Origin of the sequence: Luteibacter aegosomaticola, assembly GCF_023078475.1 — a bacterium.
GTDB lineage: Bacteria > Pseudomonadota > Gammaproteobacteria > Xanthomonadales > Rhodanobacteraceae > Luteibacter > Luteibacter aegosomaticola.
On record NZ_CP095741.1, the window covers coordinates 164,124 to 180,461 of the forward strand.

Sequence of the window (16,338 nt, forward strand, 5' to 3'; positions counted from 1 at the left end):
GTGTCACCCCTGGCCGACGGGACCGCCTAAGCGCGCCGGGCCGCCGCGGGATCGGGGAGGGGAGGCACCGCCGGCGGCGTGGCCACTCCCGGCGGCTCGCGCAGGCACAGCACGATGAGGACCGCCAGCGTGCCAATGCAGCTCGCCAGCAGGAACCCGTCGAGGATGGAAAGCGTATACGCCTGCCCGCGGACCGCCGCGGCCACCAGGCCAGCGCCGCGCGCCTCCGCGCTGCCGGCGCCCTGGGTCAACGCACCGACGGCATCGGCATAGGTGCCGATGCGCGCGTCGGTAAGCGGCGCGCCCGCCTGCACGTGCTGGCCAATCAGGTTGGAATGGTATTGCTCGGCCTTGCGGGTGAACGAGATCAACAGCGATGTGCCGAGCTCACCACCAAAAAGGCGTGCCGTCTGGATGAGCGCGCCGAAGGTGATGCCATCGGTCGGCCCGATGTGGTGGGCGAAAAAATAAATCACCGCGGTGAGTTCGAGTGTCTCCCCGATCGCCTGCAGCAAGAGCGCGACCTTGAAATCACCCTCGGCCCATTCGGAGGTGATGCCGGTGGCGAGCAGAAAGCCGGCAGTTGCGATGGAAAAGCCGAGCCCGATGGCAAAGCGTGCATCGACCCGGTTGAGTAGCCACGCCACCGTGGGCGCAATAATGAGCTGGGGCAGCGCGACCCAGAGCAACGCATTGCCGACCTCGAGTGGCCGGAGCCCCCTCACCTGGATGAGGAAGTTGGCGACCAGGGTGTTACTCGAGGTGACGAGGAAGCGCGTTGCGGTGATCAGCAGGATGCAGAAGAACACGTTGCGGCGCACGAGCAGGCCAAAGTCCACGCTAGGCGCGGGCAACGTGGTCTCGTGCAGGAGAAACAGGCCGATGGCGATCAGGCCCGCGGCCAGTACACCCACCACGAACGTTGAATTGAACCAGTCGAGGCGATCGCCCTGATCCAGTGCGATGAACACGAGGGTGAAGCCGATCGCACCGACGAACATGCCGCGGAAATCGCCGCCGCGCAGGTACTCCTTGTCGATCGGAATATGACGCAGGCCAAACCAGTACAGGAAGAACATCGGGATCGCGACCACCGTGTTCTGCCAGAAGATCCAGTCCCAGCGCGCATGCTCGACATACCAGCCCTCGAGCGAGCTGGCGACGTTGAGGCCAAGGATGATGTTCATCGCGTACGCCGCGAGGCCCCAGGGCCAGAGCTTGCGTGGCAACCCGAGCAGGATGAACGAGGCCGTGAGCGGGATGAACGTGCCGGAGCCGAGGCCGGCGATCACCTGTAGGACGACCAGGCCGCGCAGGTCCGGTGCGAACGGGATGGCGAATTCCGCTAACCCGTACACCACGCACCCGACGAGCAGGACGCGCCGCGGGCTGAATGCGCGGCCGAGGAAGATGGCGAGTGGGCCGATGAACATCTGCGCGGCGGAGAAGGCCGTCGAGATCCATGCGCCTTCATCGAACCCTGCGCTGACCGCGCCGCGTACGTCGGCAAGGCCGATGGAGGTGAGGCGGGACGTGAGCGTGGTGGCGATAGCGCCCAGCAGCACCGCGACGATACCCAGCCAGGGCAGCGGTGCCGTGGCGGGCGTCGGTGTACTGGGCACGGCGACGGCGTTCAACGTGACACCGAGGCGCTGGCATCGGGCTGGCGGGGCACCGGGTCACCTTCCTTCCAGCCACCGCCCAGGGCCTTCACCAGCGAGATCGCGGCGAGCAGGCGCTGCTGGTCGTTCTGGATGACCGCGCGCTGGCTCGCCAGCGCCTGGCGTTCGGAGTCCACGACTTCGAAATAGCCCGCCAGGCCACGGTCGTAGCGCGAACGCGAGACCTTTGCCGCGGCTGTCGCCGCTTCCACGGTGGCAGCAAGCGCCGTGCCTTCCTCCTGCAGCCACGCACCGTCGCTCAAGGCATCCTGCACTTCGCGAAACGCCACGATGCCATCCTGCCGCCAATGCGCGTAGGCACCCCGGTAGGCAGCTTCCGCAGCTTCAAGACGTGCCCGGTTGCGGCCTCCTTCGAAGATCGGCAGGTGGATGGAGGGGCCGATACCCCAAAGACGGCTATCGCGTGCCGTGAGATCGCCTGCATCGTTGCTGGCGAAGCCCGCGGATGCGGTGAGCTGCACGGACGGGAAAAACGCGGTGCGGGCGACGCCGATGCGCGCGCTGGCGGCAGCCAGGGCTTGCTCGTCGCTGGCCACATCGGGCCGTCGGGTGAGCAGGGTGGATGGCAAGCCCGCAGGGATGGCGGGCAGCGTAGGCGTCCAGGGCTTCGGCGCCACATGGAAATCCGGTGCGTCACGTGCCTCGAGCACGGCCAATGCATGCTCAAGGTTATCGCGCCGCCGATGCGCATCCGCCAGGTCGGCGCGGGTCTGCGCGAGGTCCGCGCGGGCACGCAACACATCGAGATCGCTGACGACGCCGGCATGCGCGCGGCGGTCGGCGAGCTTCAGTGCATCGTCGCGCAGGCTGACGGTACGGACCAGTACGTCGATATCGCGATCGGCGCTGCGCAGACTTAGATACGTTGAAGCGGTCGCGGCGGCGAGGCTGAGACGCAGCGTGGCCACGCTGTCGGCGCCGGATTCGACATCGGCCTGGGCGGCCTCGACGCTGCGGCGGACGCGACCCCATAGGTCCACTTCGTACGCGACATCGACCGGTACGCGGTAGAGCGTGGTTTCCAGCGCAGGTAGCGCATTGGACACGGTGCCCGAGGTACGTCCCCGCAGGTAGGCCGGGTCGAGCGACACCTGGGGGAACTCATCGGCGCGCGCGACGCCCAGCAACGCACGTGCCTGGTCGTAACGGGCCAGTGCGCCCGCGAGATCCTGGTTCGCCGCGAGGGTCGCATCGACGTGCTGGCCGAGTTCGTCGTCGCCAAACAGGGCCCACCAACGATCCGGCAATACTGTGCCTTCGTTGGCCGGGTGTTCCCACGCCGCGGGTGCCGGGCGAGCAGGGCGCTGGTAGTCCGGCCCCTGCACGCAACCGGCGAGCACCGTGGCGCCGAGCAGTAGCGCAAGGCGCCGGTGCTTCACTTCGTATCTCCCGCGCGGATCTTGACGATGGTCGACAGTCCGGGCGGCAGGCGTTCACGGTAGTGGCGCAGGTCGTCGTCGCTGAACAAGATCTTCACCGGCACGCGCTGGACCACCTTGGTGAAGTTGCCTGTCGCGTTATCCGGCGGGAGCAGTGCGAACTGCGAGCCGGAGGCGGGTGCGATGCTATCCACGTGCCCCGTGAAGGTGATGCCCGATAGCGCGTCCACGGTCATGCGTGCCTCGGTGCCGCGCTTCATGCCGTGCAGCTGGGTTTCCTTGAAATTGGCGACGACCCAGACTTCATCCGAGACGATCGAAAGCAAGGTCTGTCCTGCCGTTACCCGTGCGCCCACTTCCACCGTGCGCCGGCCCACGTAGCCACTGACGGGCGCGATCACCTTGGTATAGCCATAGGCCAGCTGGGCATCGTGCAGTGACGCCTCGCCCGTGGCGACCTGGGCCTTCGCCGAGGCAAGCGCGGCCGCCGCCGCGACCTTGCGCGCCTCCGCGCTGGTCTTGTTCGCCTTCGCCGAATCGGACGCCGCGCGGGCCGCGTCGTATTCCTGTTTCGAAATGCCGCGTGGCGTTTCGTTGACCAGCTCGCTCGCACGGGTCAGGTCGAACCCCGTTTTGCGTACGCTGGCATCCGACGCGACGATCGCGGCCTCCGCTTCGGCGATCTGCGCCTGCGCGCTGGCCACCTGACCTTGTGCGCGGTCGATATCCGCCCGTGCCTGCTCCACGCGCACGTCGAAATCGCGCGTATCCAGTTGCAGCAGGACATCACCGGCCTTCACATGCTGGTTGTCGTCGACGTACAACGCGGTGACCGTACCCGTCACGCGGGGTGCCACGGGATGGATACGGCCGGTCACGTATGCATCGGTGGTGGTTTCGGTGCGATCCAGCCATGCGAAAAGCAGCACGGCGAGCGTGCCCAGGACCAGGATGGCGCCGATGATGCGCAACGCGAGTTTCATGGGGGCCATACCCTTGTTCGATCCGGCCACGCTGCCACCGGCCGAGGGTGCTGGCTTGGAGATCCTTGTCCGTGCAGCGCAGCAGTTCCCGCGCCTTGTGCGCCCCGCGTATAGTCCTTGCCGATGCCCTTGCCGGAAAACCCTGCCATGCGCTTTCGTCCACTCGTCGCGCTGTTTCTCTTAACTGGCGCTTCCGCCGCCTCCGCGGCCGATCTGGTGGTATCCGCGGCCTCCAGCCTGACGGATGCGTTCCAGGCCGTGGGCAAGGCCTATGAGGCAAAGCACCCCGGCACGCACGTGGTACTCAACTTCGCGGCGTCGGATGTGCTGCTCCGGCAGATCGCGAGCGGCGCGCCGGCGGATGTCTTCGCCTCGGCCGACCAGACCGCGATGGACAAGGCCGTCGCGGCTAAGGCGATCAATCCGGCGACGCGCCAGGATTTCGCATCCAACCGCTTGGTACTCGTGGTGCCGCACGACAGCACGGCCGCCATCCGCGGGCCGGCCGATCTGAAGGCCGCCAGCGTGAAACGGGTGGCGTACGGCGACCCGGCGTCCGTCCCCGTGGGCCGGTATACCCAGGCTGCACTGGAGCAGCAGGGGCTTTGGCCCGCTGTGTCGGCCAAGGGCGTGCTGGCGCAGAACGTCCGGCAGAGTCTCGATTACGTCGCGCGTGGCGAGGTGGAGGCGGGTTTCGTCTTCGCTACGGACGCCGCGATCAGCAAGGACAAGGTGAAGGTGGTGGCGGTCGTGCCCACCCCGAAACCCATCACTTATCCCATGGCGATCGTTGCTGGCTCGAAGCAGGCGACCGAAGCGGCGGCCTTCGAGGCGTACGTGCAATCGGCCGAGGGCCGCAAGATCCTGGCGGGCTTCGGCTTCGAGGCCCCGTAAGCGTCGCGTGGATGCGCTCTGGGTTCCCCTGCTGCTAACCCTGAAGGTCGCCCTCTGGGCGACCGGGATAAACCTTGTGCTAGGCGTGGCGGTGGCGTTCGGGCTATCGCGCTGGCGCTCGCACGCGCGCGAGGTGGTCGATGCCATCCTGACCTTGCCGCTGGTACTGCCGCCGACGGTGCTGGGCTACTACCTTCTCGTCCTGCTCGGTCGCCGCGGCATCTTCGGCGCATGGCTGGATCACCTCGGTATCGAACTGGTCTTCACCTGGCAGGGCGCCGTGGTGGCTTCGACCCTGGTGGCCTTCCCCTTGGTCCAGAAGGCTGCACGGGCGGCATTCGAAGCGGTGGACCCGCAGCTGGAAAGCGCGGCACGCGTGCTGGGCTTGCGCGAAGCCGCGGTGTTTTTCCGTGTGTCGCTGCCTCTTGCCGCACGCGGGATCACGGCGGGCGCGTTGCTCGCTTTCGCGCGCGCCATGGGTGAGTTCGGCGCGACACTGATGATCGCCGGCAATCTGCCAGGCCGTACGCAGACCCTATCCGTGGCGATCTACGCGGCGGTACAGGCCGGCGATGACCGCGGCGCCGCCATCATGGTCGTGGTGACGTCGGTGACCTGCGTGGTCGCCCTGTTGCTGGCCGGCTGGCTGGCACCCGATCAGCTGCGCCGGAGCCGCCCATGAGCGTGGACGTATCCATCCGCAAGGCGTTGCGTGACGACGAACGGCACTTCGACCTGGACATCACCTTCGCGTCGGACGCGCGACGCATCGTGTTGTTCGGCCCCTCCGGGGCCGGTAAAAGCCTGACCCTGCGGGCCGTGGCCGGGCTATTGGTGCCCGATGTCGGCCACGTCCGCGTGGATGGCCACACGTTGTATGACTCGGCCGGTGGCATTGTCCTCCCGCCTCGCGATCGTAGCGTCGCCTACGTATTCCAGGACTACGCGTTGTTCCCGCACCTCACGGTCGCGCAGAACATCGCCTTCCCCCTTGCGCGCGGCTGGCTCAATCCCTCGAAACGCGGGCGCGATCCGCGCGTGGCGCGGTTGCTCGAGCTGTTCGAACTGGGCGGCATGGCCGACAGTTATCCCGCGCGTATCTCCGGCGGCCAGCGCCAGCGGGTCGCCCTGGCCCGAGCCCTGGTCGCTGAGCCACGCCTCGTGCTCCTGGATGAGCCGTTCGCCGCGCTGGACCCGGCATTGCGCGGGCGCATGCGGATGGAACTGCTGGCCTTGCAGCAGCGGCTGGATATGCCGTTGCTGGTCATCACGCACGACCCGGCCGATGTCGATGCGCTGCAAGGCCATACCATCGAGCTTCGCGACGGCCGCGTCGTGGCATGAGCGCCGTGGCCGGGGCCGGTCGGCTATCATCGGCAGCCAGCGTTTCCGCGTGGATGTTCCATTGAACGAGCCGAGCCCGCCCCCCAAGGGCAAGACCCTAGCCATCCGTGCGCTGAAATACGGCGTCACGCTGGCGATCGTGGGCGCGGCCGCCTTCCTGTTGCACCGCTACATCGCGAAGATGGCCTGGCACGATGTGCGCGATGCGCTCACCCGTATTCCTCGCTGGCATGTCATCGGTTCGATCGGTGCGGCGCTTGTCAGCTGGGCGTGTCTCACCGCCTATGATGTCTTTGCTGTCGAGACGGTGGTGCCGCACAAGGTGCCGATGAAGATGAAGATCTTCTCCGGGGCCACCACGCACGCGATCTGCAATGCGCTCGGCTTCCACGCCATCACCGGCACCGCATTGCGCTACCGTATCCTTTCGACCCAGGGCGTGCGCGCCGCGGATGTCGCCCGGGTGGTGGGCCTCGTTGGTTTTGCCGTGGGTATGGGGTTCGCCGCGGTCACCTGCATCGCGCTGGTCGTCGAGCCCTCCGTCGCCAATGGGTGGGGACGCTGGCTTGGTGTGGCTCTCGTCGTCGCCTTCGTGGCGTTACTGCGATGGCTGGCCGGCAAGCACGATGAGCTCAAGGTTTGGAAATTCACGACGCCAGTGCCTTCCGCGCGCTCCGCTGCGGCACAGATTGTCCTCGGCATCATTGAGATGGTGGGCGCCATCCTTACCATGTACCTGCTGCTGCCGCCGGAGATCGCCGGAAGTTTCCTCGAGTTCGCGCCTATTTACGTGGGCGCCGTGCTCGCAGGCATCCTCAGCAACACACCCGGTGGCATCGGTGCGTTCGAGGCGTTGACGCTCGCAGCCTTCCCGCAGGAACAGCGTGCGCAGGTGCTCGCCGCGCTGCTCGCGTACCGCGTCATCTATGGCTTCGGCCCTTTCCTGTTGGCATCGATCGCGCTGGGTAGTTTTGAAATCCGTCGCCGCGCAAGGAAGATGGCATGAAGTACCTCGCTCTCCTGGCGGCCACACTGCTCGCCGGCTGCGCCACGCCGCATGCGCGCCGCACCGATGTGCTGTTCTGGGATCAGCCCCATCGCGAAGCGAACTTCCGCGCGATGGAGACGCAGTACGCCAGCAATATCGTCAGGCATGGCACCGCTCACCCGCTCCCTGCTGGCGCGCCCCTCGTGCCAGCTTTTGAGGACGGCACGACACTCGATGCGTACATGGCGGCTCACCACGTCGCAGGCATCATGGTGCTGCAGGATGGCAAGGTTCGCCTTGAGCGATACGGCCTGGGTGCCGATGCGCATACGCGCTGGACCTCATTCTCCGTCGCCAAGTCGTTTACCTCGACCCTGGTGGGCGCGGCGCTGCGCGATGGCGCGATCCATTCGCTGGATGACAAGGTCACGCGCTACATCCCCGAACTCGCCGCGGGCGCATACCGCGACGTGACCGTACGCCAGCTGCTCAGCATGACGTCGGGCGTGCGCTGGAACGAGGATTACAGCGATCCGCATTCGGATGTGGCGCAGATGTACGAGGGCCGCCGCGTGCCCGGGCAACCCTTGCTCGTCACCTACATGGCGCCACTTCCCCGCGAATTCGCGCCGGGCGAACGCTGGGTCTACAAGACAGGCGAGACCGACCTCATCGGCATCCTCGTCAACCGCGCTACTGGCAAGACGCTCGCCGCCTATCTCTCCGAGAAGATCTGGAAGCCGTACGGCATGGCAAGCGATGCGCTGTGGCTGAAGGACGATGTGGACGGCACCGAAGCCGGTGGCTCGGGTGTATCCGCCACGCTAGGTGATTACGCACGGTTGGGCCAGTTCCTGCTCGATGGTGGCGTCGCGGATGGGCATGCCGTACTGGCCGACGGCTGGCTGGCCGATGCCACGAAAAGACATGCGGACATCGGCGTACCCGGCCGAGGTTATGGCTACCAGTGGTGGACGTGGGATGACGGCGCGTTCGCGGGCATCGGCATTTTCGGTCAGCTCCTGTATGTCGACCCCGCGCGGCACCTGGTGATCGCGCAGCTGGCCGCCTGGCCCGTAGCCACGGATGACGCACAGGCCCGGGCGCGAAACGATTTCGTCCGTGCGGTGGTGCGGGGGTTACACTAAGGGCATCCCCCCACCCCAGGCTCTCCCCCATGCCTATTACCTGGAACGAACTCACCTGCAAGCCGGACAAGGAAGCGATCGACGCGCTCGCGGCGTCCTGGCAATGGCGCATCGGCGATGCCTTCACGCCACTCCTGTTCACCGCCCTGGGCGATATGTTCTATGAGGCGGACGAAGGCGGCGTGTTCTGGTTGAACACCGGCACCGGCGAAGTCGAACGCGTGGCGGACGATGTCGAAGGCTTCAATCAACAGCTCCGCGAAGAGATTGCCGATGAATGGCTGCTGCCGCCGTTGATCGAGGCGTTGATCGAAGCGGGCAAGGTGTGCGCGGAAGGCGAGTGCTACACCTACGTCACGCTGCCGGTATTCGCCGAAGGCGAATACATCGTTGAGAACTTCAACCCGGTGCCGGCGCGTGAGCACTTCGAGCTCACGGGTTCGGTACTCCAGCAGCTGGCAGACGTGCCCGACGGCACGAACGTCAACATCGATATCACGCACTGAACCCCGAGCTGGTCGCGCAGGCTTTGGCGCGGGCTTCGAGTAGCGCTTTTTCGCGCTCGTTGCGCGCCATGCTGGCCGCTTGCAGGAACGCATCGCGCGCGGCTTCGAGCCGGCCGAGGCGGAAGAGCAGGTCGCCGTGGACGCTGGGCAGCAGGTGGTAGTCCTTTAGCGCGGGCTCGTCGGCTAGTGATTCCACGATGCCGAGCGCCGCGGCAGGTCCTTCGGCCATGGACACGGCGACGGCGCGGTTGAGTTCGACGACCGGCGATGGCACCACTTCGACGAGCGCCGCATAGAGCGAGACGATGCGCTGCCAGTCGGTCTCGTCGCCACGCGGTGCACGTGCATGGCACGCTGCTATCGCCGCCTGTAAAGCGTAAGGGCCCTGCGCGCCGCCGAGTTTTTCCGCGCGTTCGAGCGCATGCAGGCCACGCGTAATGAGTAGCCGATCCCAGCGGCTACGATCCTGGTCCATCAGCAGGATGGGATCGCCGTCGGGCGTGATGCGCGCACCCGTACGTGATGCCTGGATTTCCATCAGTGCGACGAGCCCGTGCACTTCGGGCTCGCGCGGCATGAGCTCCGCAAGGATACGTCCCAAGCGCAAGGCCTCATCGCACAACCCGGGGCGCATCCAGTCATCGCCTGCCGTTGCCGCGTATCCTTCGTTAAAGATCAGGTAGACGACGCGCAGCACGGCCGCGAGGCGCTCGCGAAGCGCGTCGCCACGCGGTACTTCGTAGACGACGGTTTCGCCGGCCAGTGTTCGTTTCGCCCGCACGATGCGCTGAGCCACGGTGGCCTCGGGCACCAGGAAGGCGCGGGCGATCTCGTCGGTGGCTAGCCCGCCCAGCAGCCGCAGCGTGAGCGCGACTTGCGCCTCGACGGAAAGGGCAGGGTGGCACGCCGTGAAGATGAGCCGCAGCATGTCATCGCCGATGTCGTCATCCAGCGCATCGATCAGCGCATCGTCGTGGCTTTCAAGCAGGCCCTCCATGTCCTGGCCAAGTGCCTCGAGCTTGCGCCCCGCCATGCGTTCACGGCGGATGCGGTCCACCGCCCGGTGCTTCGCCGCCTGGGTGAGCCAGGCGCCGGGGTTGCGCGGCACGCCGTCGCGCGGCCACTGCTCCAGGGCCGAGACGAGCGCATCCTGGGCCAGTTCTTCGGCCAGGTCGAGGTCGCGCACCATGCGCGCGATCGTCGCGATGAGGCGGGGGGATTCGATCTTCCAGATCGCATCGATGGCGCGATGGGTGGCGTCGGTCATGGCGACGGATGACACCATCCGCCGCCATGGCAGGCAAGCCGCGCTGCCGCATCAGGCCAGCGGCGCGAGTAACTCCTTCATGCTGTACAGCGGGCGGATCTCCAGCCGTGCCTCGTCGCCATCGGGGAACGGATAGGTCCGCGTCCACGCGATGACGTCCTCGAGGGTATCGACACGGAGCACCCAGAAGCCGGCGACCATTTCCTTGATCTCGGCGAACGGCCCATCGAACACCTGCGCCTGGCCCTTGTTGAAACGGACGCGCCTGGCATGGCGGCTCGACGACAAGCCGTTACCAGCGATGAGGAAGCCCGCCTCATGGCCGGCGCGGTTCGCCTCGGCCATGCGCCCGAGGATCTCGGGGCCCGGGTTCCAGTCGGTTTCACTGCGGGCGTTGGCCTTCAGCATCACCATGTAGCGCGGCCGGTCCGACTCATCCTCGGCGGGATCGCCGAAGTTCGTGAGGCCGCCCGGGCAGCCGACGGGCCGGATCTCGATCTCGGCGTTGCCGTTCGCATCCTCGACGGGCCAGCCCTTGACCCAATCCACGGCGGCGTCCATCGACTCGGCTTCGATGATGCTGAAGCCGGCCACGAGCTCCCTGGCCTCGGCGAACGGGCCATCCACCACGACCGGCGTACGGCCTGCGCGGAAGCTCACCCGCACACCCTCGCTGCTGGGCTTCAGGCCTTCGCCCGCGTGGAAGCGGCCTTCGGCGGCGAGCGGATCGCAATAGTCGGCCATCGCATCGACGAGCGCCTGGGTCACGGGCGCGCCGGCTTCGCTATCGGCATCTGCTTTGCGGACGATCAGGAATCGCATGGGTCGCTCCTCTCAGGGGCCGGTCTTCTCGCCACCATTCACCATCCACGACACGCCAAACTCGTCATCGAGCATGCCGAAGCGCTCGGCCCAGAACGTTTCCGCGACGGGCATGGTGACCTTGCCACGCTTCGCCAGCGCGGCGAAGACTTTCTCGGCTTCCGCACCGGTATCAAAGCCCAGGGCGATGGTGCAGCCCTCGACCTTGCCCTTGTGCTCGAAGACGGGGGGCGTGTCCGAGCCCATCAGTATCGAGTCCCCCACCACGAGGCGGATGTGCATGATCTTCTCGCCCATGCCGGACATATCCATGGGTTCAACGCAGCCGTCGTTGTTACCCGCGCCTTCGGGCGGCGGCGGGGCATCCTTGAACCGGCTCACCATCACGATCTTTCCGCCGAGCGCGGCCTCATAGAACTTGAATGCTTCTTCGCAGTTGTCCTTGAAGTGCAGGTAGGGCGTGATCTTCATGTCGGTAATCCTTGTGACGGTGGTGGGTTTACAGGCGGTTGGCGATCTCGGCGCGCTGGCGTTCTTCCTGCGCACGAGCTTCCGGGGTGAACTCGGTTCCAAAGTCGTCGGCTTCGAAGACCTGGCGGATCTCGATTTCGGAGGTTCCTTCCTCAAAGGGATTGGGGCAGCGCTTCATCCACTCGATGGCCTCGTCGAAGGAGCGCACCTGGATCAGCCAGAAGCCGGCAACCAGCTCACGGGCTTCCGCGAAGGGGCCATCGATCACCTCGCGGCGGTCGCCCGTAAAGCGGATGCGTGCGCCTTTGGCGCTGGGGTGCAGGCCCTCGGCGGCGAGCAACACGCCGGCCCGCACCAGTTCCTCGTTGAAATGCCCCATCGCCGTCAGTAGCGCTTCGCTGGGCATCGCGCCGGATTCGGATACCGCGTTTGCGCGAACCATGACCATGCATCGCATGTGCCTACTCCTTGCCGTGGGCCGGGACATTCCTGGCCTTCATGGTGACGTCGAGTGGCGTCCGCCCCGATCGACAGCCGGGCGGAAAAAATCTCGCGCGGCGGGCAGACAGCATGCCGCAGCGGATTCTCAAGGATTGAGCGACGGGATGGCCTGGGGCAGCTAAACCGTCGTGAGCGGGGTGGTGCCCGCCCGCCCCCAGAGCGGGCTCGTACTGGATCGTGCTTCGGCCTCGAAGAAGCAATGCACGCCATCTTCGGCAAAGGTCACCGCGGCGGTGCCTCCTGCCTGCGCGGCGAGGACGCGTTCGATGAAGCGGGTACCGAAGCCGCGTTGCCCAGGTGGCTCGACGAGGGGACCACCGGACTCCTTCCACTCCAGCCGCACCGTGTGCCGCTCGGGCACGTAGCGCCAATCAAGGCGGATCGTCCCGCGGGGGACGGAAAGGGCACCGTACTTGGTCGCATTCGTCAGTAACTCGTGCAGCGCCATGGCGACCGAGACCGCCGATTCGGGCGGGAGCATCAACGGCGGCCCGTCCAGGCTCACGCGGTCGCCGTCCGGATCATGCGGCGCGATCGTAGCCTCCACCACGCCGCGAAGCGCCACCTGTTCCCAGCCGCGCGCCACCAGCAGGTCGTGTGCGCCGGCCAGGGCGCGCAGGCGGCTTTCGAACAGGGCCAGCGACTGTTCGGCCGGCCGCTCCTCGCGAAAGCTCTGGATCGCCATGGCCTGGACGACCGCCAGCGTGTTCTTCACCCGGTGGTTCAGCTCGTTGATCAGGATGCGCTGGGCGCGTTGCGCGTCTCGGTGTGCGGTGACATCGATGCAACTGCCGAAGTAGCCGGCGAAGTGCCCGTCGCGGTAGAACGGCGCCCCGTTATCCAGCAGCCAGCAGTACTCGCCATCGCGGCGGCGCAGGCGGTACTCCATGGAGAAAGGCTCGCGGGCATCAAAGGCGCCCACGTAAGTGGCCAGGCAGCGCTCCAGGTCTTCGGGGTGGACCCCTTCGGCCCACCCGTTGCCTACTTCTTCTTCCATGCGGCGCCCGGTGTAGTCGAGCCACGGCTTGTTGAACCAGTCGCAGAGCTTGTCCACGCCTGCGCGCCAGATCATCACCGGCGCGAAGTCGGCCAGTTCGCGAAACTCGCGGTCCGAGGTGGCGATGGCCCGTTCGTACGGACCCGTAGCGTGCTCACTCATCGCATGACACCGTCGCTGCCCGCACGCCGCCTCCTGATCCCTCGGCGCGCGACATCCATGGGGGTCCGCACGATCCGTCGCGCGTTGACCTTTCTTTGACGATAGCGCTTTTGCCCCGACGCGGGGGCGGCCGAGCGCCGCGCCGTGCGCCCTGTCACGGGACGGGAAGCACAAGCGCTTTTTCAGAATTTACGTATTCCCGTGAAAGAAAATTCACGAAACTTATGGGTAATTTCGGCAGCGCCCATTCAGGGCGGGTCGCGCCGCGACGATAAGTAGCGCCTGAGGGTTAACCAGGGGAGCGCGATCGTTATGGCAACCAACCTATTTACAGGGCTTCGTGCGTTCATCGGCGGGGGCCGGTCAGGCGTGCGTTGCAAGATGGACGCGCTCAACCGGACCCAGGCCGTGATCGAGTTCGCCCTGGACGGCACGATCCTTACGGCCAACCAGAACTTCCTTGATGCCATGGGCTACACGCTGGCCGAGATCGTCGGCAAGCACCATCGGCTGTTCGTCGACCCGGCGGAGGCGGAGAGTTCGACCTACGCCGAGTTCTGGAAGCGCCTGGGTTCGGGCCAGCCGGACGTGGGCATGTACCGCCGGCTGGGTGCCGGTGGCCGCGAGGTGTGGATCCAGGCCAGCTATAACCCCGTCCTGGACCGCGGCGGCCACCCGGTGCGGGTGGTGAAGTTCGCCACGGACGTGACCGAGCAGCGCCTGCGCAGCGCCGACATGGAGGGCCGCCTGGCCGCCATCGACAAGGCGCAGGCCGTGATCAGCTTCACCCTCGACGGGCACATCCTGGAAGCCAATGACAACTTCCTCGCCACCATGGGGTACGAGCGCGAGGAGGTGGTCGGCCGGCACCATTGCATGTTCGTGGCCCGCGAGGAACGCGAAAGCCCGGATTACCTCTCGTTCTGGGAAAAACTGGGCCGCGGCGAATACGATTCGGGTCTGTACCACCGGGTGGACCGCCGCGGACGCGAAGTCTGGATCCAGGGCAGCTATAACCCGATCTTCGACATGGCTGGCCGGCCGTTCAAGGTGGTGAAGTACGCCACCGATGTCACGGCACAGACCCGTGCCACGCGTACGTTGCATGCCTCGCTGACCGAGCTGGCCGATACGGTGCCGGCCATCGCCGAGCAGGCTCGCGCCACCAACGCGCTGGCCAACGCCGCGAGCCGCTCGGCGGCCGATGGCGGCGCCATGGTCGACGCGGTCATCGCCACGATGGGCGCGATCCAGGACGGTGCGCGCGATATCGCCGAGATCGTCAGCCTGATCGATGCGATCGCCTTCCAGACCAATATCCTGGCGCTCAACGCGTCGATCGAGGCCGCCCGCTCCGGCGTGCACGGCAAGGGCTTCGCGGTGGTTGCCCAGGAGGTACGCCTGCTCTCGCAGCGTAGCGCCCATTCCGCCCGCGATATCCGTGCCCTGATCGAAAACACCCTGGAGCGCGTGCGCGAAGGCAGCGAGCGCAGCGGTGAAGCGGGCGAAGCCATGCGCAATATCCTTGGCTCGGTCACCACCCTGCTGGACCGCGTCTCGGATGTCGCCCAGGCCACGAATACCCAGGCCGGCGGTATCGACACGGTCCGCCGCGCGGTAGCCGAACTGGCCTGACGGTTACGCGGTATCGTAGGGCTCCCCCAAAGGGAGTCCCGCCATGCCCAGCACCGTGATCCCCGGCCTGCGCTACCGCGACGCGCACGCGGCCATCCGCTTTCTATGCGACGTCTTCGGCTTCCGCGAACACGCGGTCTACGCCGACGAAACCGACCCCAGCATCGTCATGCACGCCCAGCTGACCTTCGGCGACGGCATGATCATGCTCGGCTCCGTGCGGACCGACGAGGGCTTCGCCGAGCATATCGTCCAGCCCGACCAGATCGGCGGCCGGGAGACCCAATGCCCCTACGTCGTGGTCGAGGACCTGAAGGCCCACTACGACCACGCCAGGGCCAACGGCGCGACCATCATTGATGAGTACGAAGAAAAGCCGTACGGCGGCGCCGGCTACTCAGCCCGCGACCTGGAAGGGCGGCTCTGGTACTTCGGCAGCTACGACCCCTGGGCCACGCCGGGTTAGGTCCAGCGGCGGCCGTGCTCAGCCATGTACAGGCGGATCTCGTCCTCGGCGATATCCGCCAGGGCGCGCAGGCCTTCTTTCTGGGTAGCGTCGAGCTGGCGCGGCGCGCTATCGATGACGCACAGGGTGCCCAGCGCATGGCCATCGGGGGTGCGCAGGGGGCAGCCCGCGTAAAACACGATGTGTTCGTGCCCCGTAACGAGCGGGTTGTCGCGGAAACGGACGTCCTTGCGGGCATCCTCGACGGTCATGATCTCGTCGCCCAGGATGGCGTGGCCGCAGAATGCCCACTCGCGCGGGGTCTCGGCCATGCTCGTGCCACGGCGCGATTTGAACCACTGCCGACGCGAGGTCAGCAGGGTAATCATGGAAACCGGTGCGCCCGCGATCAGGCTGGCCAGCCAGGTGATCCTGTCGAACGCCGGTTCCGGAGGGGTATCGATCAGGCCAGTACGGCCCACCGCACGCAGGCGTGCCGCCTCGTCCTCGGGTACCGGGTAGTTCGGTGCTCGCTCGGGGCGGAACTCCGGCGACATGGCATGCAGGGGATCCGCCGCCAGGGCCGTCCGCTCTTCGAGCAGGGCGATAACCGCGCTCCGGCGCATGCGCCGGTGGCCGCCAGGGGTTTTCCAGGAGGCCAGGGCACCACTTTCGATCCACTTCTGGGCCGTGCTGACAGATATGCCGAGCAGCCGCGCGGCGTCGCGCGTCGTCAGGGTGGGGTCTTCGCTATGGTGGGTGGCTGGCTGGTAACTCAAGGCGGCGTACGAAGAAGTAAGCGGATGGTAAGGAAACGCAAGCAATAACAGACCGACGCTACCACAGCGGATGGCGCAAAGCGCTTGGCGACAAATGCGCTTTTCGGTGGTGATCGGCGAATTCGCGCCTCCGCGTGCTCATACCCTGCGCCAAGGCTGTCGCAGCGGCACCTGCGATTCGCTTGCGGGGCGCCAGAGTGGCCACGAAACCTGCGTTACATCAACTTTGCCGTGGAAACTGCGGTCCTCGCGCCTTTCATTTTGCCGTATATGCTTAGTTGGCTTCGCAGGCGGGGCGTCACGGCGGGCCGACACACACGCGACAGGGCGCATAC

The 16,338-nt window shown here is 66.5% G+C and carries 16 protein-coding genes and 2 pseudogenes; 9 read left to right on the forward strand and 9 right to left on the reverse strand.

What is annotated here, in order from left to right; all coding sequences use genetic code 11:
• Nucleotides 1-26 precede the first annotated feature (26 nt).
• The 3 genes from L2Y96_RS00720 to L2Y96_RS00730 are packed head-to-tail and all read right to left on the reverse strand — an operon-like array spanning nt 27 to nt 4,044.
• Complete coding sequence (locus tag L2Y96_RS00720; protein ID WP_247331096.1) at nt 27-1,637, reverse strand: MFS transporter; 1,611 nt, start codon at nt 1,635-1,637, stop codon at nt 27-29.
• Nucleotides 1,634-3,061, reverse strand: a complete 1,428-nt coding sequence (locus L2Y96_RS00725; protein WP_247331098.1) for an efflux transporter outer membrane subunit — start codon at nt 3,059-3,061, stop codon at nt 1,634-1,636. The genes L2Y96_RS00720 and L2Y96_RS00725 overlap by 4 nt, the downstream gene beginning before the upstream one ends.
• Nucleotides 3,058-4,044, reverse strand: coding sequence for an HlyD family secretion protein (locus tag L2Y96_RS00730; protein WP_247331100.1), 987 nt, complete (start codon nt 4,042-4,044; stop codon nt 3,058-3,060). Before L2Y96_RS00730 ends, L2Y96_RS00725 begins: the two co-directional genes overlap by 4 nt.
• Nucleotides 4,045-4,191: 147 nt before the next feature.
• On the opposite strand from L2Y96_RS00730, the gene modA reads away from it, so the two are divergent.
• From modA to L2Y96_RS00760, 6 genes are all read left to right on the forward strand, one after another.
• Nucleotides 4,192-4,938: a molybdate ABC transporter substrate-binding protein gene (gene modA / locus L2Y96_RS00735; protein WP_247331101.1), complete on the forward strand. Its 747-nt coding sequence runs from the start codon at nt 4,192-4,194 to the stop codon at nt 4,936-4,938.
• Between the two features lie 7 nt (nt 4,939-4,945).
• Complete coding sequence (gene modB / locus L2Y96_RS00740) at nt 4,946-5,620, forward strand: molybdate ABC transporter permease subunit (RefSeq protein ID WP_247331102.1); 675 nt, start codon at nt 4,946-4,948, stop codon at nt 5,618-5,620.
• Nucleotides 5,617-6,282 (forward strand): ABC transporter ATP-binding protein, encoded by a 666-nt coding sequence (locus tag L2Y96_RS00745; RefSeq protein ID WP_247331104.1) that lies wholly within the window; start codon nt 5,617-5,619, stop codon nt 6,280-6,282. The genes modB and L2Y96_RS00745 overlap by 4 nt, the downstream gene beginning before the upstream one ends.
• Before the next feature lie 61 nt (nt 6,283-6,343).
• A complete protein-coding gene (locus tag L2Y96_RS00750; protein ID WP_247331106.1) occupies nt 6,344-7,288 on the forward strand; it encodes a putative bifunctional lysylphosphatidylglycerol flippase/synthetase in 945 nt (314 codons plus the stop codon).
• Nucleotides 7,285-8,418, forward strand: coding sequence for a serine hydrolase domain-containing protein (locus L2Y96_RS00755; RefSeq protein WP_247331107.1), 1,134 nt, complete (start codon nt 7,285-7,287; stop codon nt 8,416-8,418). The genes L2Y96_RS00750 and L2Y96_RS00755 overlap by 4 nt, the downstream gene beginning before the upstream one ends.
• 29 nt (nt 8,419-8,447) lie before the next feature.
• Nucleotides 8,448-8,924, forward strand: coding sequence for a T6SS immunity protein Tdi1 domain-containing protein (locus L2Y96_RS00760; RefSeq protein WP_247331109.1), 477 nt, complete (start codon nt 8,448-8,450; stop codon nt 8,922-8,924).
• Here L2Y96_RS00760 and L2Y96_RS00765 read toward each other — a convergent pair.
• From L2Y96_RS00765 to L2Y96_RS00785, 5 genes are all read right to left on the reverse strand, one after another.
• Nucleotides 8,914-10,191, reverse strand: a complete 1,278-nt coding sequence (locus L2Y96_RS00765; RefSeq protein WP_247331111.1) for an RNA polymerase sigma factor — start codon at nt 10,189-10,191, stop codon at nt 8,914-8,916. The two genes, L2Y96_RS00760 and L2Y96_RS00765, sit on opposite strands and share 11 nt — an antisense overlap.
• A 51-nt stretch (nt 10,192-10,242) precedes the next feature.
• Nucleotides 10,243-11,013 (reverse strand): YciI family protein, encoded by a 771-nt coding sequence (locus L2Y96_RS00770; RefSeq protein ID WP_247331113.1) that lies wholly within the window; start codon nt 11,011-11,013, stop codon nt 10,243-10,245.
• Nucleotides 11,014-11,025: 12 nt separating this feature from the next.
• The gene (locus tag L2Y96_RS00775) at nt 11,026-11,484 is read right to left on the reverse strand and encodes a VOC family protein (protein ID WP_247331114.1); all 459 of its coding nucleotides are present in this window, start codon (nt 11,482-11,484) and stop codon (nt 11,026-11,028) included.
• 28 nt (nt 11,485-11,512) lie between these two features.
• Nucleotides 11,513-11,941: a YciI family protein gene (locus tag L2Y96_RS00780; RefSeq protein ID WP_247331116.1), complete on the reverse strand. Its 429-nt coding sequence runs from the start codon at nt 11,939-11,941 to the stop codon at nt 11,513-11,515.
• A 162-nt stretch (nt 11,942-12,103) separates the two neighbouring features.
• Nucleotides 12,104-13,144, reverse strand: a complete 1,041-nt coding sequence (locus L2Y96_RS00785) for an HWE histidine kinase domain-containing protein (RefSeq protein ID WP_247331118.1) — start codon at nt 13,142-13,144, stop codon at nt 12,104-12,106.
• Nucleotides 13,145-13,525: 381 nt separating this feature from the next.
• Between L2Y96_RS00785 and L2Y96_RS23010 the strand changes: the two are divergent.
• The 3 genes and pseudogenes from L2Y96_RS23010 to L2Y96_RS00795 all read left to right on the forward strand — a co-directional run.
• Nucleotides 13,526-14,227 (forward strand): annotated as a pseudogene (locus L2Y96_RS23010) (PAS domain-containing protein); the annotation flags it as partial.
• A gap of 150 nt (nt 14,228-14,377) precedes the next feature.
• Nucleotides 14,378-14,779: pseudogene (locus L2Y96_RS23015) on the forward strand (methyl-accepting chemotaxis protein); the annotation flags it as partial.
• 43 nt (nt 14,780-14,822) lie between these two features.
• On the forward strand, nt 14,823-15,245 hold the full coding sequence (locus L2Y96_RS00795; RefSeq protein WP_247331122.1) for a VOC family protein: 423 nt from the start codon (nt 14,823-14,825) through the stop codon (nt 15,243-15,245).
• On the opposite strand, the gene L2Y96_RS00800 is transcribed toward L2Y96_RS00795, so the two are convergent.
• Nucleotides 15,242-16,003 (reverse strand): helix-turn-helix domain-containing protein, encoded by a 762-nt coding sequence (locus tag L2Y96_RS00800; RefSeq protein WP_247331124.1) that lies wholly within the window; start codon nt 16,001-16,003, stop codon nt 15,242-15,244. The two genes, L2Y96_RS00795 and L2Y96_RS00800, sit on opposite strands and share 4 nt — an antisense overlap.
• Nucleotides 16,004-16,338: the final 335 nt, after the last annotated feature.